Raw genomic sequence first — 21,225 nt, forward strand, 5'->3', positions numbered from 1 at the left:
TCCTCCTTAGTCGGTGGTCGATAGTTGTTGGCCGTCTACAACAGTTACCCGGAACGACATCGCGGGGCCATTATGAGTCACGTGCAGTGCGCGGTGACACAGAGCGCGGTTATCCCAAATAACGACCTCACCAGGGGTGTAGGGGTGGGTGATGATATTTCTGTGTTCGAAGGTGTCATCACGCATGCCGGATGCTTCGAGCAGTTTCTCCAGCAGGTCCGGATCATCGGAATCGATAATGCGGTCGGTGAAGCCCTCAGAGATATACAGAATCTCCTCACCGGTGACCGGGTGGGTGATCACAGTCGGGTGCACTGCCGGCGGACTGGTCTTCTCGACCTCGTCGATAATCTCGCCCAGCGGGCGGAACACATCGTCGGGGCGAATCTTGAAATACCGGCGCACGGAGTGGGCGGCGTGGGTGCCGCGGGCTGCTTCTTTGAGTTCTTCGGGTAGGCCGGCAAAAACCTTGCCCATGTCGAGGAAGAAGGTGCCGCGGTTGCCTTCGGGCAGAATGCGCGGCGAGAACACAGTGAAGGCGAAGGGATCTGGCATGAATTGGTAGTCCGAATGCCAGAACTTACCGGTCTTCGGCACGCCGACGCGCTTGCCGTCGACGGGCACATTGGAGGATACGAAGATTTCTTCGTGCTCCGGGTGGGCGTACATCTTCTCGTAGTACGGGACGATGGTGCCGAATTTGTGGCCTATTTCGACAAGGTCGGAGGCGGGAGCGTCCTGCTGGCCGCGGAGCACAATGAGGCGGTGGTCAAAGACCGCCTGTTTCATCGCCGCGTAGTCTTCGTCGGTTGCTGTCTGGGCGTCGAAGCCGTCGACAACAAGGCCGATGCCACCGTTTTCGGCCGGCGACATGGTGATGGACATGGGCATTCCTCTTGTAGGTTTGAGACTAAGCCTGATGCCCATCACGTTATTGCACGAAGCGGATGTAGGGATAGCTAAAAAGTCCAGCGCACAACTTGAAAAAGGCCGGGAACTATGTGGCGCTTTAGTGCGACTGGGCAGTGGTGAACAGTCGCTTTACGGAGTGGAAACACAAGCTTGCCGACGTGATGGGCGTTTACTTATCCCCAGTCGGGGGCGTTCTTTCGGGGGTGACGGGGTACAGTTATTCCCGCTATGTCGAAGAAGAAGTCGAAGAAGTCAGCCGGGGGCAACGGCAACCCCGTAGTGGCCACGAACCGACGGGCCCGCCACGACTACAACATCCTGGAAACCTGGGAATGTGGAGTCGCACTGGTCGGCACCGAAGTGAAGTCACTCCGCGAGGGCCGTGCCTCACTCGTTGATGCCTTCGCCACGGTCGATGACGGTGAAGTCTGGCTACGCGGCCTGCACATTCCCGAATACGCGCAGGGTACCTGGACCAACCACGCCCCCCGCCGGGTGCGCAAACTCCTGCTGCACCGACGTGAGATCGACTCCATCGCCGGCAAAGTCCGCGACGGCAACAACACATTGATTCCGCTGAAGCTGTACTTCGTCAACGGGCGCCTGAAAGTCGAACTCGGCCTCGCTCGCGGTAAGCAGGACTACGACAAGCGACAAGCAATTAAGCGCCGTACTGAAGAGCGCGAAGTTACCCGTGAACTGGGTCGGAAGATTAAGGGCATGAAGGCCTAGGTGGCCCTTGCCGTCGGCAAGCGCCCGGTGTTACGCTGTTTCTCCTATCGGGTTGCGAGCACAATTCCCGCCCGATGGGATACGGGGCCGATTTTTGGTTTCGACTTCGTTCATTACGCCAGGGGAAGCGTGCCGGTGCAGGCTACTGACCACCGTAAGCGTCGTAGCAAACCTATAAGCGCCGAGAATACTCAGCGCGACTACGCCCTCGCTGCCTAAGCGAGCCGCGTGTCTGTCAGACCGGAATGGCCCCCGTTCCGGACCCTGGCATCGACTAGGGGGCTTGCTGGCCTGGTGAGCCGTAATACCAGGTCGGGACTTTCCTTTACGGCTGGGCCCGTCATTCCGGACATGTTCGCCTGATCCGGAGGGTCGAGTAGAGACTCCGCGCGAACTGCGCACGGAGAAGCCCTGGCAAGGTGGCGAAGGACCCGGGTTCAATTCCCGGCGGCTCCACCACACGGCAAACCCCTACCTGTTATTGCAGGTAGGGGTTTTGCTGTGCAGGTCCAGTCCAAGCCGTAGCGCGGTGGTTTTATAACGTGCAAAACCACACAGGCCGACCGAACAGTTTACCCTATTGGTTGCACTTATCTATCACTAAAAGAACTCGAGCAAAGGTTGAAAAGTTGCGAGAAAACGCTTGACCCCATCAACCTGGTTTCTATCTCGGTCGTGAATCCACAACATCCAGGGTCAAGATAACCAAAGCGGGTACACGCAGCGGAATTCGAGGACGTTGACCCTCACACTGTGGATCTAACCGTGATCTCAAAAGCTAGAAAAATGGTTATGCGAAAACGAAGTGCTGTGGCGGGTGCAGTGGCGTTAACCATCATAAGTGCGCCGACGGCATCAGCGATTATGTCAGTGACGCGTATGTCGGCGGCACTCCCGCTCCGGTCATCGAAAACCAAATCTATTAACCCGAGCAACCCTGCATTGTCTAAGTACGTGGGCTTAGTAAACTTGCCGTGAATTCAGTGGGGGGGATTAAGGTAAGCCCAGTTTTCTAGGCTCGGAGCAGATTCGGCGGTTCTGTCTTCCTTGCCCATTCGGAAGACAAGGACGGAGTTGCTTGATCTTTGGTAGAGCTTCTTATCTTCCCCGAAGGTTAGTTCTCCACCCGAATTTGGGTATGACTCGAACCGAAGAGGAGATGTTTCACCTTGGCTGAAATTGATGTTGTACGCGCTTGGAAGTCAGATTCATACCGAGGCGCACAGACTGAAGATAAACTAGCGGATTTGCCGGATAATCCAGCGGGCATTTCAGAGCTAAACGAGGCTGAGTTGATGAATGTCGGTGGCGGTGGCACCCCTGCTGCGGCGGCTATTCATTCCTGGTTTGCTCTGCTGCGTCGGTTATTGCGTCCTTCTCTGGTTGGACTGGGGATTAACGCCGGGTTCTAACGCATGTAACTCGAAAGCCCCTTGAAAAACAACTTAACGAAGGGACTTCGTAATGCCGGTAGAAGATTTAGCGAACCCGGATATCGCCCGTGCATGGAAAGATGAGGCTGACCGAGCCTCTCTAACCCCTGAGCAGAAGGCTGTCGTGCCTGACGACCCGGCGGGGATCGCGGAACTGTCCGAGGATGAACTCGTTGCGGCCTTTGGCGGTGGAACTCCCCTGTTCGCCTATTGGGCGAGTGCAGTGACAGGTGCTATTGCGGGCGCATCGAGCGTCTACATAACTACTCGTTAACGTTTATCACCAGGGTACTCATCTCTTTAGGTTTCAGGTTTTGACTGCATAATGCCTTATTTTAGCTTGATTGTTCCCACGTTTAATCGGTCCAGCAAAATCCGTTGGACTACTGAGTCTGTTCTAGCGCAGGAAACCGACGATTAGGAATCGATTATCATATCTGACGGCAGTACAGATGACACGGAGGCTGCGGTCAGATCGTATAGGGACCCGCGGGTCCATTTGCTCGTACTCTCAGAGAAATCTGGCCATCCAAGTGCTCCGCGCAACAAAGGACTTGAACGCGCAAGAGGACAAGGCATCTGCTATCTAGACCACGATCACGCGTTTGAACCCCAACACCTGACCACGCTTCGATCCGTGTATGAAGAGAAAGGTGTGCAAGTTGTAGCAACAGCCGCGCATTTGTTGACGCCGACTCTCATGAGTTTTATGGCTCTTCCGTGCTCGATCTATTCTGGCACCGCGAGTTTCAGGCGCTGAAACCCATTTTTCAACCGACCCGGGTTTCAATGCGAAAAGAGGTGGCTCACACAATAGGTCCTTGGACAAGCGAGAAAGATGTACTTGAGGACTGGGATTTCTGGTTGAGAATCGCTGTGGCTGCCTTGATCTTTTACGTGGTATGTGAACGCAGTGTCAAAATCACTCGGTCGAGTTCGTATAGGTTCAAATAACTCCCCGTTAAATGGCAAGTCCCGCTCGGTCATGCTAGGACACGCGAACAGGCGGTAGACTTAGCAAAGCGTGGGCAAACAGCCAGCAACTTGGAAAGGGCAAGGACTACAACCCAAGTAGAGGCTACCGAATGGTACGAGTCGCTTTGGGACGAGGCTCTAGTCGCGCCTGTTGATTCAAGGGTGAGCCGATGGTGCCTAGTTAACTGCAGCTTGCGCGGTTGGTACAACACCAGGCAAGTCGGTTCCCGTAGCCACCTCTAAGAGCGGTACCGCTCGATAATGGAGGCTTCGACATCGGAGTGGACCTACTCACTGTGGATCGGCGACATTCACAATTGGTCGCCGACACGCTTAATCGACGGTTTCCATGCAACCTAGCACTGGTGCGAACTCTGATGAAGGAGTCTGGCGTCGACCTGGTCGGGTAGGTCTACTAAGTCGTTACCTAGTCTTCTCGTTGTAACGGTTGCTTGGAACGAGGAAAATTTTCTTCCTCATTTCGTGCATCACTACACAAAATTGGGCGCGTCGATATCGATCTTCGATAACGAGTCAACTGATGCGACCGGAGAGATCGCCACCCAGTGGCCTGGTACGACGGTTAGCTCATTCGACACTAACAACACATTGCCGGATGATGTCAACTTTCGCATAAAGTCTACGGCGTGGCGGGGCCCTGAGGCACCACCTGTAGACAGGGTAATTTGCGTCGATATCGATGAACTGATTCACCATTCCAATTTGAGGCAATATCTCGGCTCGTGCGACGAGGCTGGTTACGATGTAGTGGTACCGATGGAAGTGAATATGGTACCTCCTACACCGAGGCTAGACGATGTGTCGCGGGAGGTTTGCTCTTTATTGCCACTTATCCGTAGAGGAGTAGTAAACGCCCTTTACAGTAAGTCAGTTATGTTTCAGCAAAACTAATCGAGGCGGTCACCTTCACTCCGGGCGCTCGTGCCGCACGGTTTGCCCCATAACCTCATATGACGGGAGACCGTGTTGGTATCCCGCGGCCCCGGCCACCTTTTCCAAGTACTCTTTCCGTGGAGAGCAACCCCCGGGTGATAACGACCCGTTACTTCTGCACTACCGGGTCATAACCCGGACATTGTAGCTCGGTGGCATGAGAGGGAGGAAAGGCGTAGTAGAGTCAACCGTCAGTTGGGAATGGGTGCACACTACGGGATCGCTAGAACTGTTCTTCAAGATTATCTCCGGTGGCTGGAGGAGCACGCGAATATACACATCTAAATCACCCCACCGCCATTGTTAAGATCGCGCTACAGGCCGGATTGCTGACGTCGTATTTGCCCATTTCTTAGTTGGGTCAGCACGTAAAGCTGTAGTAGTACCGGGTAAAGGTGTCCGATGACTCCTACCGTCACGAGAACCATGGAAGCCGCCCATGCACCTTCTGCCAGACCGGTCCACGCTGCGCAGACGACATGAAGGAAAAACGCCCACCCGTGCCCCGCGGCTCCAGCCCGAATATGCTGTGGATCCCAGGGATCACTTCCTCGCAGAGAGAAAATTTGCCTGTTCCAGCCGATTATAGATAGCAAGGCATTGAACCGCTTCACTCCTAATCGTCTAAAATTCGCACGTGAGAGCGATAGAGTCTCCCATATGCAAACCGGTATGCAGCGCTCTAGCGATCCCCCAACGAAGGGCGCACATCCAAACCCCAATAGAATCACCGTGATTACGAAACCCGTCGTACCAGCAGCGGGCTCAGTCAACACGATTATTAGACCGGAGATTGCTGCAACTGTTACTAGCAGAGCGATCATGGGCGTTCGTTCACCGAGGGCTTAGAGCCCTCCAGTACCATATGTTCGATGGAATTCAGCCGCTCGTCACCGAGCAGTCGACCGTGATGTTCTAGTCCGGTTAGCATCTGGTGTTTACTGACGAGAGGTGTCGTCCAAGAAAGAGATTCAAATCCTGCCTTTTCAAAAACTTGTCTTAGGACTCCACGCGTGTATAGGGATCGGTGCCCGTGATTGTAAAAGGAGGAGTTCAAAGTGAATGTGGGATCATTGCTATACGGATTTTCCCCAAAAGGAGAATTAACAACGCGAACATACTGGTTTTGAACGCTGTTTCTTTCTTTTGCAATAAGTCCGCGAAGCCGCTGGAGATCGGGGGTCGACACTCGGATTACGCCGCCTGGTTTGAGGATGCGGAAAACCTCCGCAACCATAGCTGTGCCGGCTGTGAAGGAGAGATGCTCGATTAGGTGCTCGCAGAAGACTGCGTTTATAGAGTCGTTGGGTAGTGGAAGTGGTTCAGCAGCGTCTATAGGTAGATAGTCAGGGTGAAGTGGGGAGCTATCCGAATTGAGCCAACCGGGAAGCGCGACGCGGCCGGTACCGAGGTGGAGTCGCGGGCAAGGCTCGTTCTGAAGGTACGCTTCAATTTGTCGATGTTCATCTTCGTAGTTTTCCATTACGGGCGTCTCCGGTGCACGCTGTTCCATCTATTTTTATGCTTTCTATAGTAGAGCTACCCCGCCCGGTGTTAGATCAAATCACGGGATGGCGCATTACTAAAAAGTGGTGTTTTCGTGGTCTTGACTCGTTTATAGTGATGCTTTGTTCTTTTGGGCGACTACCTCGGCGTTCGCTTCTTAAATGCCGCTGAACCTTCATCCATTTCATCATAGACTCAGACAAAGTTGCCTCAACATAAACGTAGACAACGTTGTCTCGGTTTTAGGCGGAGTGACTATGGCAAAGAATAACACTAACCCAGCAAGGCGAACCTTTCGAGAGTCCGCCCTGTGAGAATACGTGGAAGCGCGTCAACAGGCGGAATTAAACCCGCCATCCGCGACATGCCGAATTCTGAGGGCGCTTAGCAGACCGATCTGCGCTTTATCGAGTGGTTCTTAGGGCTGACTCGGTCGTGGTTAGCACTCCTCAATAACCCTTGGCAAGCAGTGTCGGGATTTCATCCTTCTCGGTAGTTGACCCACAGCATTGAGATGGACTTGATGCAGGTCATCCGAACTCAGCTCATCCGCTGTGTGGCGGATAGTCTTGAGAAGCGCCGGATGGCCGGAGGCCTGGTCGGCTTTTTCGGTGTCGAGTGTTTTGATGATTTCTCTCGCTGGCTGAGCTCCGCCGAGAGAAGCGATCACTGTTTCGAAAACCGGGAGCAATTATGCGGGTAGATGCGCCGTGCGAAAGCCGTTCCGGTCCTCTAAGCCCCGGCGCGGCCAGCAGACTCCGTAGCGCTGTCGTACAGGTCAGACCGAGCAACCTATACCCCTATTACTCATACCGGGGACACCCTTGAGCTTCAAGGGTGCGACCTCAGCCCTCGTATATGCTCTAGCCGCGCGCTTCACGGAAGGTCGCAAAGTTAGGCTTAACCGGGTTTCACATTACAACCTCATTTACATCAGGACTTTCTCGCGGAACACATTGACCGTCCCTATTTCAACAGGCCGAACTCTAAAACGAAAATAAATACGAGCAGGTTGTCCGAAACTGCAGTTCACCGCGAAAGCGGTCTAGGGACGGCGCCGACGTCATTGGCAGTGGCGGTATCTAGGCCGCAACCGGCAACCAACCCTCGTCGAAAGATCTCATCCGAGACAAGCGACAAGCAATTAAGCGCCGCACCGAAGAACGCGAAGTTACCCGTGAACTGGGTCGGAAGATTAAGGGCATGAAGGCCTAGGTGGCCCTTGCCGTCGGCAAGCACCCGGTGTCACGCTGTTTCTCCTATCGGGTTGCGAGCACAATTCCCGCCCGATGGGATACGGGGCCGATTTTTGGTTTCGACTTCGTTCATTACGCCAGGGGAAGCGTGCCGGTGCAGGCTACTGACCACCGTAAGCGTCGTAGCAAACCTATAAGCGCCGAGAATACTCAGCGCGACTACGCCCTCGCTGCCTAAGCGAGCCGCGTGTCTGTCAGACCGGAATGGCCCCCGTTCCGGACCCTGGCATCGACTAGGGGGCTTGCTGGCCTGGTGAGCCGTAACACCAGGTCGGGACTTTCCTTTACGGCTGGGCCCGTCATTCCGGACATGTTCGCCTGATCCGGAGGGTCGAGCAGAGACTCCGCGCGAACTGCGCACGGAGAAGCCCTGGCAAGGTGGCGAAGGACCCGGGTTCAATTCCCGGCGGCTCCACCACACGGCAAACCCCTACCTGTTATTGCAGGTAGGGGTTTTGCTGTGCAGGTCCAGTCCAAGCCGTAGCGCCCGTTCGGCTGGCGCTAGTGATTAGGGTGCAACGAGTGCTGCGCCTCAGACGGGAGCCGCAAGCTAGGGCGCCTTGAGATTGAGACGCCCTACTCTAAGTCTTTACCTTCGTGAATATAAAAGGATTCCTGTTGCGAAGCATTGACACATTCGTTAGTTTTAGAATGCGCTCAACAGCGTAAACCTCATGTACCTTCTACGCACTGCGGTCTTGCTGGATATCGGCGTAGTGGCGTTCATCGTGGGGGACCTGGTGTTCGACACAGTTCCGAAATGTCAGAGGAATACTTTCGCAAGGCTGTGGCGTACGTACCTCAGGATATCCAACTGAATAACCGGCAGCTTGCGGAAAACATTGACTTCACCGGTGCTGCCCCTGATCCGGAGCTGGTGTGGACCGCCGCTCAGATCTCCGGCGCGATCGAGTCCATGCCGCTGGGGTATCACACGGAGATTCAGGAGATGGGCGCGAATCTCTCCGGTGGTCAGCGCCAGCGCATTGCATTCTCCCGAGCGATCGCGAGGGGACCAAAAGATAATTGTCCTCGATGAAGCAACCTCCGCTTTGGACAACGTGACAGAAAGGGACGTGGCACTATGCCTCGCGGAGCTGAACTCGGCGCAGATAGTGATCGCACACTGGACGTCCACGATCTGCTCAGCGGACAGAATCCTAGTCCTCAGGGATGGCCACCTTGTTCAGGAGGGCACATTCAGCGAATTGATGAGCAAGCACGGAGGAGCTCAATGCGACTCGTCAAGAGGTGCAGGGATGACAGAGAGAAAGCGTTGCGCGAGCCGCCGAACCCCCACAAACCAACAATTACAGTAAATAACACACAAGATTTAGAGAAAACGACCGAAAATGATTGAAGTAAACAACGTAGAAAAAACCCTCGGTAGGGAGAAGATTCTGCAGGGAGTTTCCTTTAGTGCTCCTGCAGGAAAGATCACCGGCTTCCTGGGACCCAACGGATCAGGCAAGACCACCACATTCAAGGTCATGCTCAACCTCATGAGGCCGGATAACGCTGACGCAGCAGTCACATATGCCGGTGAAAAGCTCAGCCACTTCCCCCTTCCCCTTACCCATGTGGGGGCATCAATGGACATCAACGCCATGGATAAGTACCGCAAGGGAATCGATCACCTTCGTTCTCTCGCGCCGCTTGCCCAATGCTCTGAGGCTCGGGTCCATAAACTCATGGAAGAGGTTGGCCTAGCGGACGCGAAGAATAAACGTGCCGGGTCATACTCTATGGGGATGAAGCAGCGCCTTGCACTAGCCGCTGCGCTGCTGGGTGACCCAGATTTCCTCGTTCTCGACGAGCCCGCCAATGGGTTAGATCCCGAGGGCATCGCGTGGATTCGTAATTACCTGCGCACCCTTGCTGACCAAGGCAAGACCGTCGTGATCTCCTCGCACCTGCTCAACGAGGCACAGAAGTTCATCGACTATGTGGTGATCATTAAACAGGGGCGAATCGATTACGAAGGAGACATCGCGCAGTTGCATGCACTCTGCGAACAGCGCACCGGAAGAAAAGTGACTGACTTGGAAGAAGCTTACCGGGTCGTCACGACTCAGGAGGAGAACTAAATATGTTGGGACCGCAACTTATATCCGAGTGGAAGAAGGCCACGACCAGCATCGCATGGTGGGCCGTAGGTGCTCTCATTGTCGCGGCCAACGTCTTAATCACGGGCTTCTTTACCTTTGTGGGGCTTCACATAAAGCGCTCACCCATCGATGTGGGCGCCCCAGATTCCGTGAGTATGCTCCTCACGGTTGGCGTAGCGTTTTCCTTAATGTTGCCGCTCATTTTGGGCATGCTAATCGTCAATCTCGAGTTTTCTAACAACACCGTCATATATTCCTTCCTGGGGAATCCACGCCGCAGTGGTCTTTACCTCACCAAGCTCGTGACCTGCGCGGTGTCGACCATGTTGTTCTCAGTCGTGTTTGCCCTGTTGTCTTTGGCGGTTGTTGCAGGGTTGCTGTCCACCTCTGCGGATTCTGCAGCCGTCTTCACAGGGCAAACGTGGGGGACTCTGCTGAGCATCGTGGTGGTCAGCGCCCTTATAGGCGTCATTGGAGGTGCCTTGGGTGCCTTGGTGACCAAACCATTGCTGGCTATTGTTCTCATTATTTTGTTGAGCCAGGTTATTGAGCCAATTATTCGGGTTGCCGCCCCAGCCGAGGTGCAGGCGTATCTTCCTACTTCCTTAGTCGACGCTAGCCTGGGTGGCGGTTTCCTGGGGCAGATGTTCAACAGTGAGCAGCTGTCTCAGCCACTGGCGTTAGGCATTATTGCCGCGGTGGCTGTGATTCTCAGTGTTCTCGGTGGTGTGAAGTACACACGTCAAGAGGTGTAGGCCCGGTGCGGAAGAATAAGGTGCTGCTCGACACCACCATTGCGTTTCTGCCGGAGCTGTAGAACGAGACGAAGAAACAGGCCGTCAGGGAGCTTATTGAGAAGTTTGCGAGATCGATTCACACTGCAACGATCCCTAATTCGGGACTAAGCGCGACTTCACCGCAAATGGCCTCGATAAGCCGTGGCTGACCGTACCCCAGATCTACCTATGTGCGACCTAGGGCGCCCGCACAGCCCGAATTGTTGGTTACTCGGTGAGTGACCGGCTGCATTGTCGACGCTCTGTAGCAGCACGAAATGATCGGGGCCATAGGCCAAGCCGGTGGTGCCGAGAATAACTCAGGATCGATATCCTCACCTCGATCTAACGGGTCTACCAACTACGCCACCGACAGGCCCGCCTGGCATGGGGGACTCCCATTGAGTGTGAGGCAAGCAGGAAACCGGCCGAGAGTCTCGCATCCTGACACCCCAACCGTCACCTAAGCGCGCAGCACTCCCCAATGATGTTCTCTGTAAGGCAGCATCGAAAATGATTTACAAACAACACTTGAGGTTGACGACTAGCCTCAATATCCTTGGCTAGGGGTATAGGGGCCGATCTGATCACTTCTCACTTAAATTGACACTTTATTGAAAGCGGTTTTAGGATAGCTAAGTTTGCGTCGATCGTCTTTTATTTTATAATTTCTAATCTGCTTTCGTTGCTCTGCTTCTTTATTTCTACTCAGTCCTCTAAAGGTGGGTTTAAGTGTTTAAAGTGGCATCAAATGCCGGGTATTATGACGCCGAACACCCTTGTCGACCGTGAGTCGTGGATTGTCGCTCACAAGGCAACTGCTACAGGCTTTATGCTTCTCGCGGTGTTCTTTACCCTGGTAGGCGTAGCTGCTATAGCTGCTCTATTCTATCTGTCGGAATATTCCAGGGTAGTGTTCGGTGGTGGATTTTTAGTGGCGATGCTGTTGTTTGGCGTTCTTATTATTATTGGAGATCGTGCGGCAGCAAATTTCCAAAAGCGACGCTAATGTTATCTCGCTTAATTTGTTGTGTTAATAACGAGCCTTATTTGGCAATTTAGCTCACAGTTTGGCCGTCCTTAGCGTCTTTTGGGCTAAGGCTGTATCTGCGTGTATTTAGCAGGTAGTGGAAACGTTTCGTCGTTCAGAGCTTGATGGGTGATCGACTATTTTCACTTTTCGGGACACTTCCTACTACAGCAGCTCTCAAGTGTCCTCTTCCTAGTCAACCGTCGTCGAAACGGTCCTTAGGCTTGGCAATCAACGGGAAAAACTTTGAACTGTACCTGCTCTTTTAAGTGGGTGCTTGCCCCGAGCAGTATGAACACGGGCGGCGCGCCGGTGTTCTGCAGCACGATACCTACCACGCCGACGCCGATGAGGGCCGTCAGAAGATTATTGACGGTGGCGCTCTGCCGGGCAAACACCACCAGCCTGGCACGCAACCAAGACCGGAAGAAGAACAAGACGGAGATAGGCGCGTGCACTGGGAAGCTCCTGTCAACGCCAACTATGACGTAGACGAATGGGCGAAAAGGCAGATCCCTGCCACCGCGAGCGCTCCCCAGAGGAATGCGAGGTCGGGGACGTAATTTTAGCTAAGGATGTGACTCACAGATGTCGACTTCCGTGCCTATTCTTCGCCCTTGTTAATCTTAGGAGTCAGCACGTAGCCCACGAACGCTGCCGAAAGAGCAACTATCACAGTCACCACTACACCCTGCTGCGAATCAAATCCCTCGAACATCAGCCCGGCGATTACCAGAACAATCATGAAAGTGAGCCAAGCTGCGTAGTAACGAGTCACGGTATTCCTTTCGAAGATCAGGAAAATGTTCGAAGTCGAAGGTACAGCGGGATTGAGTGTTTAAACACTCCTCGCCAGCAAATAGGCTTAGGCCGAGTGAGACTGCGCAAAGGCGACCACGTCCGGAAAGAAAAAGTGGTCCACTTTTCACTAACCGATTCAAAGCCCCAAGATCCCTCCGAGTCTTGGAGTCCCAGCACTGCCACCATCTGACGTAACGCGATCGCACCTGTCAGACCTGGTACCCATCACTCAATCTGCTGATGCCGGCGACACCATCAGTTTTAAAACCGCAGAGTCGATTCTCGTACACGCTCTAGTTGTGCGCTTCCGACAGTTCCGGCTGGGTCGGGTTGGTGGTCTCGCCAGAATCGACGCAACCCACGTTGCAGCCATTCCGGAAACGAAACTGCGGGTTTGTTGCTAAACCACATCGGTTTCCTCGTCGTTCCGCTACCGCACCGGTACACCCGGGCCGAGGTCAATACCGGCGAGGTACCAGACCACGAAGAACGCGAACCAACCCACAATCATCGCCAGCGAGTACGGAATAGTCAGCGAGATCAGGGTGCCCACACCAGAATTCTTGCGGTAGCGCTGCAAGAACGTCAGTGCCAGCGCGAAGTACGGCGACATTGGCGTGATGATATTGGTCGGGGAGTCACCGATACGGAACAGCATCTGGGTGACCTCAGGGGCAATATCGACGTACATCAGCATCGGCACCACCACCGGGGCCATCAGCGCCCACTGGGCCGAACCCGACGTGATGAACAGGTTCAACAGCGCGACCAGCAACACCAGTGCCGCGAAGAGCAGCAGCGGCGGCAGGTCAGCGCGAGTGAGCAGCTCCGCGCCGCGAATGGCGGTCCACCGGCCCAGGTTCGACCAGTCGAAGTAGGCGGTGAACTGGGAGACCGCGAAGAACAGCACCATCATGGTGGTCAACGTGCCCATGCCCTTTTCCATGAAGGCCGGGATATCGCCGGAGTTCTCAATCGTGCCGACGCGGATGCCGTAGGCAATACCGGTGGCAGCGAAAAGCAGAGCAATCGGGACCACAATGTCGGTCAGCAGCGGGGAGTTGAGAATGCCGTCGCCCTCGCCACGAAGCGGGGAGCCCGGGATGAACAGCAGCGCCGCCCAAATAGCAGTAACCACCAAAGCCGCGATGGAACCGGCGATGAGGCCGGAGCGTTCCTTGTCGGTGATCTCCAGCTTCGGTGTCGAATCCTCGTCCTCTTCGGCTTCTTCATCGTCGTTATTGCCACCAGAGGTAAACGAGGCTGCCTCATAGTCAATCTCGTCATCATTCATGGTGCGGGCAGCGTAGCTCTCGACGAAGAACTCAGTAACCGCAGTAATAATCAGTGCCAGCACAATTGCCGAAGCCATCGAGAAGAAGTAGTTCGACAACGGGCTGACCACATACTCCGGGTCGACGAACTGGGCCGCCGAGGTCGAAATGCCGGCGAGCAGCACGTCAGTGATATTCAGCACCAGCGAGGAGTTAAAGCCTGCCGACGAAGCCGCAAACGCCACCATCGCACCCACAATGGGGTTACGCCCAACAGCGCGGAAAGCCGCCGCACCAATCGGAATCAAGATGACGTACACAGCGTCGGAAGCAATAGAACCAGTGACACCGGTCAAGGCAATAACGAAGGTCAGCAACCAACCATGGGAGACCTTGCCGATAGCCGCGCGCATCGCAGTGCCGATAAAACCGGAGTACTCGGCGACCGCCACACCCAGCATGCAGACAATAATCAAGCCCACCGGTGCGAAGGACATGAAATTCGACACCGCATCGGTGACCATGCGGGTGAGGAACTCCGCCGTCAGCAGGCTTTGGACCTGGACTTCCTCACCGGTGCCGGGGTCCGTGGCACTCATCCCCGCCATGGAACCCAGCCAGGACGAGAGGATGACTACGCCAGCGAGGATGACAAATAGCCAGAATGGGTTGGGCAGTTTATTACCGATCCGCTCCAGAGCCGAGAGAAAGCCATTTGGGCGTTCGGTGGTAGTGGTTTCAGTCATGCTGGGCCCCTTTGGGCTGGTTAGGCGGAATGATCCGCGGCTCGGGCGGCGGCCTTCAGGCCTGCCTCGGGAGTGTTGACCAGGGCGAGGCGCACTTCGCCGCGTGCGCGGCCACCGTTATCGTCGGTGAACTCGATCTCGGTGCGCAGCTTGAGGATGCCGCGCTCCAGGCGGGTGGCGTCGAGCTCGACGACGCGGAATTCGGCCTGGAAACCGCGGGCGTTGATCGGGCGGGAGTAGCGCGAGTCGGCCTGCTGGATGAGCACGGCGGGCAGCTGGCGCTCCCAGTACTCGTCGATGGTCCAACCCTCGAAAATCGGGTTGTCACCAGCATCAACAGTTGCCGCCAGGGAGAGGTACATCAGCTGGTTGTAGCAGATGATGAATTCGACGGCGTTGAAGTGGCCGGTGTCGTCGATATAGCAGGATTCGGGGATTTCGAAGGTGCCGCGGCTGATAATGCCGGCCGGGCCCGCTTCGTCCGAAACGCCCTTAACCTCAGTGTCGGCGCTGGTCTGGACTTCTGCAGAACGCAGGTAGATACAGTCCTTGGCCCGGTAGGGGTCCATGCACTTGTGGAACAGGGCATCAGAATCGGTTAGCACAAAACCACCTCTTTACGTAGTGCTCGACAGTGGATGACATGTGACGCACAGTGACGTGCGTGCGTGGTTAACCTAGTTTATGGGCTAAGCCAGGAGAAGGTGCCCACTCGCGAAATATTGCAAAAGCCCGCCCCGAAACACTCCGGGAGCGGGCTTTTTACAGCGATGCTGGCTTATTTCAACACCGACGCGACCATGTGGCCAATGGCGACAGAACCATTAATCGTCGGATGCAGCTTCATATTGTGCTTCGACGTGGTGTCAAACCAACCCGAGACATAGCGCTCACTAGGCTTCGCGCATGTCGAATGCGGCCCGGTGGCGTCGTAGAGGTTAATGAACCACGCATCAGCCTCGCGTGAGGCGGCGATCAGGGTGTTATTCAGCGAGGCCTCAAGCGCGTCCAAACCCGGGGCAATGATCTCATGATTATTTTCCGGGTCCGTATTAATCAGGCACACCTTGTCCTGGTGGGCCACCCGGGGATAGCCAACGATATACACGTGTGCGCCCGGGGCAACAGCACGCACCCGGTCCGCGACGCGCTTGACAGTGGCGCGGAACGCCGAGGCCGGATTCCCCCCATTAGTAGCCGCATCAGCCCACGCGAAAGCATCCAAACCGCCGTACATCAACAGCACCTTGTCGGTCTTCGGGCCGACATCGCCACGCGAAATCGCGGTCTCGACGAAAGTCAGCAGCTGCGCCGCCGGAATACGGCCGGTGCCGTTACAGGAATAATCGGCCAAATTAGCCTCGCCCACACCCGAAACACGGGCGGCGACATGCGGCCAACTATTCGGGTCCTGGCCACAGCCGGACATCTGGCCCGCCACCCTAGAGCGCGAGGCAGCCTCCGGGTCATAACCACGGGCATAAGAGATAGGGGAGACCGTCGGATTAGCGGCGTACGAATCACCAAACACCACCATCTCCTTGCCCTCACCGCCAGCAGGAATACCGGGAAGTGCAGGTTGGGCGCCAGCAACAGGAGCTGCAGCAACCAACGCCAAGGCAGCAGTGGCGGCAGCAATAGCCCGGCGGGCTACCGAACGTGCCGGCAAAGAAGAAGGCATGAAGAGTCTCCGATCAGGATTTCGACAGTGAAATAGTAGTTCTTGCCAGCAATATCGTCTGCCGCACGCCCCCAAGGTGGGGGAATCAGTCCAGCTCGCCGTCAAAAGTAGCGCGCAGCGCAGCAATCACACCGTCGGCCACACCAGCCCCGTCATGCAGCGTGATGTCATCCTCAGCGAAAAGACCGCCCTCGGCGAGCTCAGCGTCGGCAGGCCGCGGCTGGATCAGCGTCAGCTCCGGGCCCTCGTCAATAACTGCGGAAATCAAGCGGGCGCGGCGGGCCACACCGTCGGCAACGCTGGCCTGAACCTCCTCCAGCGTCATATTCGACACAGTGTCATCATCCTCGGGATCGACGATGAGAACCTCCTGCACCAACACCGCGCCGACGACACCACGCGGCCACGAAGTGCGGGCAATAAAATCCGCCAACTCGGGGCTACCGCCCTCAACTCCCTCCGGTAGCGGCTCCTGCGTCACCAACGCCAGCGGCGAATCATCAAGCGCAGCATCCAGCGCCTGCGCCACCAAATCCGCAGGCACCAAGGCGATGAGCTGCGGCGGGTTGCCCCAACCGTCGGCATGCGCAAGCTCCACAGCCTCCAGTGCGGCGCGGTTAAGCGCCTGCGGGAGCCGCCACGTTTCCGAATCCATGAGGACCTCTCTCTGCCGGTTGCTGGGGCAAGTTCCGCAGCCACAGTGCAACTTCTTTACAGTGGAATTCAACCCAACACCCATCACGCGGGTGTGTGCCGAACAATAGCCGAGGAGAACGCTTCGTTGTCCACCCCCTTCACACAAAGCCCGGGGTCTAAGCGCTCACGTGCGCTGTCGATCACCGCAGCCGTAGTGGCCTTCCTTTTCTTCTTCGTCCCCTTCCTGGTGTCGCTCTATGTCGACTTCCAGTGGTTCGGTGAAGTTGGCCAACGCGGCGTCTTCACCACCGTCTGGCTGACCCGCATCGCGCTCTTCCTTATCGTCGGGCTGATTTTCGGTGGCATCGTTGCCGCAGCACTCAGAATGGCCTGGCGCGCCCGGCCACCAGAAGACCCCAGTGTGGACCCGGCCAGCCCCGTCGCCGCCTACCGACGGCTCGCTGAGAATATGTCCCGCAGCGCACTTATCGGGCTGCCCATTATTTTCGGCATCTTCGCTGGCGCAGTAGCCCAGGCCTCCTGGCGTGAAGTCCAGATGTTCCTCAACGCCAAGGACTTCGGCGCCACCGACCCCCAGTTCGGCAAAGACTACGGCTTCTACGCCTTTGAGCTGCCCTTCTGGTCCTTCGTGGTTGGGACTTTGCTGCTCGCAGTCATGCTGGCATTCATGCTGTGCCTATTCAGCCACTACTTGCTCGGCGGCATCCGCGCAGGCAATCCCGTCACCGGCGAGAAAATGCGCATCACCTCGGCCGCCCGCGCCCAGCTGGCGACCTGGGCCGGCATGTTCATGGTGCTCAAGGCCATCAGCTACTGGCTGGACCGCTACGAACTGCTGAACAACCGGCAGGCAACCTTCACCGGTGCGTCCTACACCGATATCAACGCCCTCCTGCCCGCGAAAATTGTGCTGCTGGTGATCTCCATCCTGGTCGCCGCCGCCTTCTTCGCCGCCATCTTCCTGCGCAACCTCGCCATCCCCGCGATGGCCACGGTGCTGATGTTGGTGTCCGCAGGTGTTATCGGCGTGGCCTGGCCGCTGGCGGTCGAGCAGTTCTCCGTCGACCCGAACCGTGCGGCCAAGGAACGCGACTACATCGAGCGAAATATCCAAGCCACCCGCTACTTCTACGGGCTTACCGACGAAAACGTCACCATTGACCGCAATTGGGGCGGCAAGGCCGAGAAGGCCGATGACCCGGAGGCGGCGGCTGAGGGGGCCGAGTCCATCGCTGAAGACTCCGGCACCCTGTCCAATATCCGCATCCTCGACCCTGAGGTGCTGCCGCCGACGTTCACCCAGCAAAAGCAGCTGAAGAACTTCTACGGCTTCCCCGACATCCTTGCCATGGACCGCTATGAGGTCGACGGCGAAATGCAGGACTTCGTCGTCGCCGCCCGCGAGCTCAACCCGCAGACCCTGCAGGGCAACCAGAACAACTGGATTAACCGGCACACCGTGTACACCCACGGCAACGGTTTCGTCGCCGCGCCGGCCAATAAGGTCGACGAGGTCGCCGCTGAGGCCGGTTCCTCGCGTGGTGGCTACCCCATCTACACCGTGGCGGACCTCTTCGAATCCGAAGACCCCAACGGCATGAACCTGGACCTGAAGCAGCCGCGCATCTACTACGGGCCGCTGATTGCTGATTCCGACGCTGACTACGCCATCGTCGGCGGCAATGGTTCCGGCAACGATGTTGAGTACGACGCCGACGGCCGGAACTTCACCTATGACGGTGTCGGCGGCGTCGGCATCGGCAATGTCTTCAACCGCGCCGTCTACGCCACCAACTACCAGGAACTCAACATCCTGCTCACCGACCGCATCGGCGACGACTCGAAGATCATTTTCGAGCGCGACCCCCGCGACCGCGTGCAGAAAGTAGCCCCGTGGCTGACCACCGACACCCGCACCTACCCGGCCGTGATTGATGGCCGCATTAAGTGGATTGTCGACGGCTACACCACCCTGGCTGATATGCCGTACTCGCAGCGCATGAGCCTGCAGGAAACCACTGCGGACTCGCTGAACCCCGACGGCACCCCGCGCCCGCTGCCGAATAATGACGTCAGTTATATCCGCAACTCGGTCAAGGCCGTGGTGGATGCCTACGACGGCACCGTGGACCTCTACGAATTCGACCAGAACGACCCGGTGCTGCAGGCCTGGATGGGGATCTTCCCCGGCGTGGTGCACCCCAACGAGCAGATCACTGACGAGCTGCGCCAGCACCTGCGCTACCCCGAGGACCTGTTCAAGGTGCAGCGCGAACTGATGGCGAAGTACCACGTCTCTAACCCGGCGACGTTCTTCACCTCGGACTCGTTCTGGTCGGTGCCCAATGACCCCACCGCCCCAGAGGAGCAGGGCCTGTCCCAGCCGCCGTACTACGTCGTGGCTGCTGATCCGGAAACCGGCCAGCCCAGCTTCCAGCTGATTTCGGCCTACCGTGGCCTGGACCGTGAGTTCCTTGCCGCGCATATGACGGTGTCTTCTGACCCCGACGATTACGGCAAGATCACTATCCGAGCATTGCCGACGGACACCCAGACCTTGGGCCCGAAGCAGGCGCAGGACACCATGATGTCTGCCGACGAAGTCGCCCAGGACCGCACGCTGCTGGAAGGCGCCAATGTGGTGACCAACGGCAACCTGCTCACCCTGCCTGTCGGCGATGGCGAGATCCTCTACGTCGAGCCGATTTATACCCAGCGCAAGGGGCAGGAAACCGCCTTCCCGAAGCTGCTGCGCGTGCTGGTGTCCTACCGCGGTGAGGTCGGCTATGGCGCCACCGTGGCCGAAGCCCTCGACCAGGTCGGTATCGACCCGGCGGCGGCCACCCGAGTTGCCGGCGACCCCGTCGATGAAGGCGATAAGCCCGACGACGAGAGCGATGAAGACACGAGCAAGCCTGCGGATGCTGATGACGCAGATAAGCCCTCCGGCAAGGTTGACGCTGCTGCACGCGATGCCGCGGTAGAGCGCATCAATGCCGCGTTGGACAAGCTCTCCAAGGCCCAGCGTGATGGCGATTTCGGTGCCCAGGGCCAGGCGTTGGCGGAACTGGACCAGGCTGTGCGTGATTACCAGAAGGCAAACGGACAATAAGGCGGCTGACCTGGCGATTGGTGTTTATGGCGGGGTGACTGTTAAGGTTGCACACGTTGGTCGAGAGGCCAACACCCGCTGTGAATATCACAGTCGACGCGGGGTGGAGCAGCTCGGTAGCTCGCTGGGCTCATAACCCAGAGGTCACAGGTTCGAATCCTGTCCCCGCTACCACGTTCGATTGAACCCCCTGGACTTCGGTCCGGGGGGTTTCGTCATGTCTGGGGGAGGGGCTGTGACCTCGTCGGTGGCAGATCCGTACCGATTGCGCAGATCCGTGCGAAATTCCGTACGGATCTGCGCAATTGGTACGGATCTGTGGTGGTGGGGGGGCGGAAGCGGCGCGGCGGGCTACGCCAAGCCGAAATCAGCGCAGTATTGCTGTGCCGCGTCGACGAGCACGGTGACCGCAGCGTCGATATAGTCGGCCAGCTGCTCATCGGTGATGCCAGCACCGGTCGGCACGCTGAGATCAAAGGCCATGAACACATCGCCGTCATCGACGCGGTCGGGGTGGGCAACTCCGAGCACAACATCCCGGTTGTACTCGTTGGCCCACTCGAGCAGGTCGTCATAACGCTCAGCTGGCAGGCAATTCGCCAACGGCAGGACTGAGGCTTCGAAGAAGTCTGGGTCGCCGTCGCTGATATCGACATCAATATTGTCCACGTACACCGTCCAGCTGTCCTCGCGCACTCGCTCGGGCTTACCTAGGTCGGCGGCGATAATCGCATCGTGGACGCGGTCGGTGTGTGCGTCGAGTTCTGGTGTCGGCAGGGCGATGTCTTCGGAGGCTTCGATGGGCTTATTTAGCTTTGTCGGTAAGTGCTGGCGGGTGATGCCGCCGTCGGCACGCGGGGTGAATGCGGGGAACTGGTCGATGATGTCCAGGGCAATGTCGTGTAGTTCGGGCAGTCCGACGCCGAAGAATTGCAGCAGTTGAGCGTCGGTGGCGCCGGCCTGGGTGGGCAAGGCCATGGTCAGGTGGCAGCGGCCGTCCTCGTGGACAGCAAGTTTTGCCCAGTCATTGGTGGTGTGGACTTCTTCAGCGAAGCGGGCGAGGGCGGCGTGGTCGTCGGCAAGCGCGGTGCCGTGCAGCTCGCCGACGGCGTAGGTGTGTGGGCCTTCGGTGACGATGAGGAAGGCCAGTTCGCGGAATCCCAGCCACAGGGCGTCGCCAGGGGTGTCGTACCAGGTGTAGCCCAGGTCATCGAGGGCGTCGGCGATGCGTTCTAGGGTCACCGGGGTGGGGGTCATGTCAGTCTCCTCGTG

20 protein-coding genes, 1 tRNA gene, 2 other RNA genes and 1 pseudogene are annotated in these 21,225 nt (G+C 57.1%); 15 read left to right on the forward strand and 9 right to left on the reverse strand.

Translation table 11 applies throughout. The annotated features are described in order from the left end of the window. Positions 1-6: 6 nt before the first annotated feature. Positions 7-885 carry a TauD/TfdA family dioxygenase gene (locus KRX51_RS06890; RefSeq protein WP_255549530.1) on the reverse strand — a complete coding sequence of 293 codons (879 nt, stop codon included), beginning with the start codon at positions 883-885 and terminating at the stop codon, positions 7-9. A 255-nt stretch (positions 886-1,140) separates the two neighbouring features. Here KRX51_RS06890 and smpB point away from each other — a divergent pair, with 255 nt between their 5' ends. The 6 genes from smpB (at position 1,141) to KRX51_RS10355 (ending at position 4,964) form a co-directional block, all read left to right on the forward strand. Next, the gene (gene smpB, locus KRX51_RS06895) at positions 1,141-1,644 is read left to right on the forward strand and encodes an SsrA-binding protein SmpB (protein ID WP_218362409.1); all 504 of its coding nucleotides are present in this window, start codon (positions 1,141-1,143) and stop codon (positions 1,642-1,644) included. Positions 1,645-1,727: 83 nt separating this feature from the next. After that, positions 1,728-2,103: a transfer-messenger RNA gene (gene ssrA / locus KRX51_RS06900) on the forward strand. Between the two features lie 710 nt (positions 2,104-2,813). Next, positions 2,814-3,056, forward strand: a complete 243-nt coding sequence (locus tag KRX51_RS06905; RefSeq protein WP_218362410.1) for a mersacidin/lichenicidin family type 2 lantibiotic — start codon at positions 2,814-2,816, stop codon at positions 3,054-3,056. Positions 3,057-3,108: 52 nt separating this feature from the next. Continuing rightward, a complete protein-coding gene (locus KRX51_RS10345; protein WP_218362411.1) occupies positions 3,109-3,351 on the forward strand; it encodes a mersacidin/lichenicidin family type 2 lantibiotic in 243 nt (80 codons plus the stop codon). A gap of 159 nt (positions 3,352-3,510) precedes the next feature. Beyond that, entirely contained in the window at positions 3,511-3,837 is a 327-nt protein-coding gene (locus tag KRX51_RS10350) for a glycosyltransferase family 2 protein (RefSeq protein ID WP_370625073.1), read from the forward strand. Positions 3,838-4,535: 698 nt separating this feature from the next. Further along, on the forward strand, positions 4,536-4,964 hold the full coding sequence (locus KRX51_RS10355) for a glycosyltransferase family 2 protein (RefSeq protein WP_218362412.1): 429 nt from the start codon (positions 4,536-4,538) through the stop codon (positions 4,962-4,964). Between the two features lie 862 nt (positions 4,965-5,826). On the opposite strand, the gene KRX51_RS10360 is transcribed toward KRX51_RS10355, so the two are convergent. Then, positions 5,827-6,519, reverse strand: a complete 693-nt coding sequence (locus KRX51_RS10360; protein WP_218362413.1) for a methyltransferase domain-containing protein — start codon at positions 6,517-6,519, stop codon at positions 5,827-5,829. Between the two features lie 489 nt (positions 6,520-7,008). On the opposite strand from KRX51_RS10360, the gene KRX51_RS06930 reads away from it, so the two are divergent. The 7 genes and pseudogenes from KRX51_RS06930 (at position 7,009) to KRX51_RS06960 (ending at position 11,661) form a co-directional block, all read left to right on the forward strand. Further along, on the forward strand, positions 7,009-7,215 hold the full coding sequence (locus KRX51_RS06930; protein ID WP_218362414.1) for a hypothetical protein: 207 nt from the start codon (positions 7,009-7,011) through the stop codon (positions 7,213-7,215). A 425-nt stretch (positions 7,216-7,640) separates the two neighbouring features. Next, positions 7,641-7,727, forward strand: a pseudogene (locus KRX51_RS06935) (SsrA-binding protein); the annotation flags it as partial. A gap of 83 nt (positions 7,728-7,810) precedes the next feature. Next, positions 7,811-8,186: a transfer-messenger RNA gene (ssrA, locus tag KRX51_RS06940) on the forward strand. Between the two features lie 342 nt (positions 8,187-8,528). Continuing rightward, positions 8,529-8,807, forward strand: a complete 279-nt coding sequence (locus tag KRX51_RS06945) for an ATP-binding cassette domain-containing protein (RefSeq protein WP_218362415.1) — start codon at positions 8,529-8,531, stop codon at positions 8,805-8,807. Between the two features lie 313 nt (positions 8,808-9,120). Further along, the gene (locus tag KRX51_RS06950; protein ID WP_218362416.1) at positions 9,121-9,855 is read left to right on the forward strand and encodes an ABC transporter ATP-binding protein; all 735 of its coding nucleotides are present in this window, start codon (positions 9,121-9,123) and stop codon (positions 9,853-9,855) included. Positions 9,856-9,857: 2 nt separating this feature from the next. Then, a complete protein-coding gene (locus tag KRX51_RS06955) occupies positions 9,858-10,631 on the forward strand; it encodes a hypothetical protein (protein ID WP_218362417.1) in 774 nt (257 codons plus the stop codon). A 772-nt stretch (positions 10,632-11,403) separates the two neighbouring features. Continuing rightward, on the forward strand, positions 11,404-11,661 hold the full coding sequence (locus KRX51_RS06960; protein ID WP_218362418.1) for a hypothetical protein: 258 nt from the start codon (positions 11,404-11,406) through the stop codon (positions 11,659-11,661). 239 nt (positions 11,662-11,900) lie between these two features. Here KRX51_RS06960 and KRX51_RS06965 read toward each other — a convergent pair whose 3' ends face one another. The 6 genes from KRX51_RS06965 to KRX51_RS06990 all read right to left on the reverse strand — a co-directional run bounded on the left by KRX51_RS06965 (position 11,901) and on the right by KRX51_RS06990 (position 16,839). Next, the gene (locus KRX51_RS06965) at positions 11,901-12,140 is read right to left on the reverse strand and encodes a hypothetical protein (protein WP_218362419.1); all 240 of its coding nucleotides are present in this window, start codon (positions 12,138-12,140) and stop codon (positions 11,901-11,903) included. Between the two features lie 146 nt (positions 12,141-12,286). Further along, positions 12,287-12,460 (reverse strand): hypothetical protein, encoded by a 174-nt coding sequence (locus tag KRX51_RS06970; protein ID WP_218362420.1) that lies wholly within the window; start codon positions 12,458-12,460, stop codon positions 12,287-12,289. 453 nt (positions 12,461-12,913) lie between these two features. Then, complete coding sequence (locus KRX51_RS06975; RefSeq protein WP_218362421.1) at positions 12,914-14,503, reverse strand: AbgT family transporter; 1,590 nt, start codon at positions 14,501-14,503, stop codon at positions 12,914-12,916. A gap of 20 nt (positions 14,504-14,523) precedes the next feature. After that, positions 14,524-15,108 (reverse strand): FcoT family thioesterase, encoded by a 585-nt coding sequence (locus KRX51_RS06980; protein ID WP_218362422.1) that lies wholly within the window; start codon positions 15,106-15,108, stop codon positions 14,524-14,526. Positions 15,109-15,281: 173 nt separating this feature from the next. Further along, on the reverse strand, positions 15,282-16,184 hold the full coding sequence (locus tag KRX51_RS06985) for a GDSL-type esterase/lipase family protein (protein ID WP_218362423.1): 903 nt from the start codon (positions 16,182-16,184) through the stop codon (positions 15,282-15,284). Positions 16,185-16,269: 85 nt separating this feature from the next. Then, on the reverse strand, positions 16,270-16,839 hold the full coding sequence (locus tag KRX51_RS06990) for a PPA1309 family protein (protein ID WP_218362424.1): 570 nt from the start codon (positions 16,837-16,839) through the stop codon (positions 16,270-16,272). A gap of 126 nt (positions 16,840-16,965) precedes the next feature. Here KRX51_RS06990 and KRX51_RS06995 point away from each other — a divergent pair, with 126 nt between their 5' ends. Both KRX51_RS06995 and KRX51_RS07000 read left to right on the forward strand, forming a co-directional pair. Next, on the forward strand, positions 16,966-19,953 hold the full coding sequence (locus KRX51_RS06995; protein WP_255549531.1) for a UPF0182 family protein: 2,988 nt from the start codon (positions 16,966-16,968) through the stop codon (positions 19,951-19,953). A gap of 97 nt (positions 19,954-20,050) precedes the next feature. Then, a tRNA-Met gene (locus tag KRX51_RS07000) sits at positions 20,051-20,127 on the forward strand. A 177-nt stretch (positions 20,128-20,304) separates the two neighbouring features. Here the strand turns inward: KRX51_RS07000 and KRX51_RS07005 are convergent. Further along, a complete protein-coding gene (locus KRX51_RS07005; protein WP_218362426.1) occupies positions 20,305-21,210 on the reverse strand; it encodes a YbjN domain-containing protein in 906 nt (301 codons plus the stop codon). Positions 21,211-21,225 lie beyond the last annotated feature (15 nt).

Source organism: Corynebacterium sp. TAE3-ERU12 (genome assembly GCF_019209905.1).
In the GTDB taxonomy this organism is placed as follows: domain Bacteria; phylum Actinomycetota; class Actinomycetes; order Mycobacteriales; family Mycobacteriaceae; genus Corynebacterium.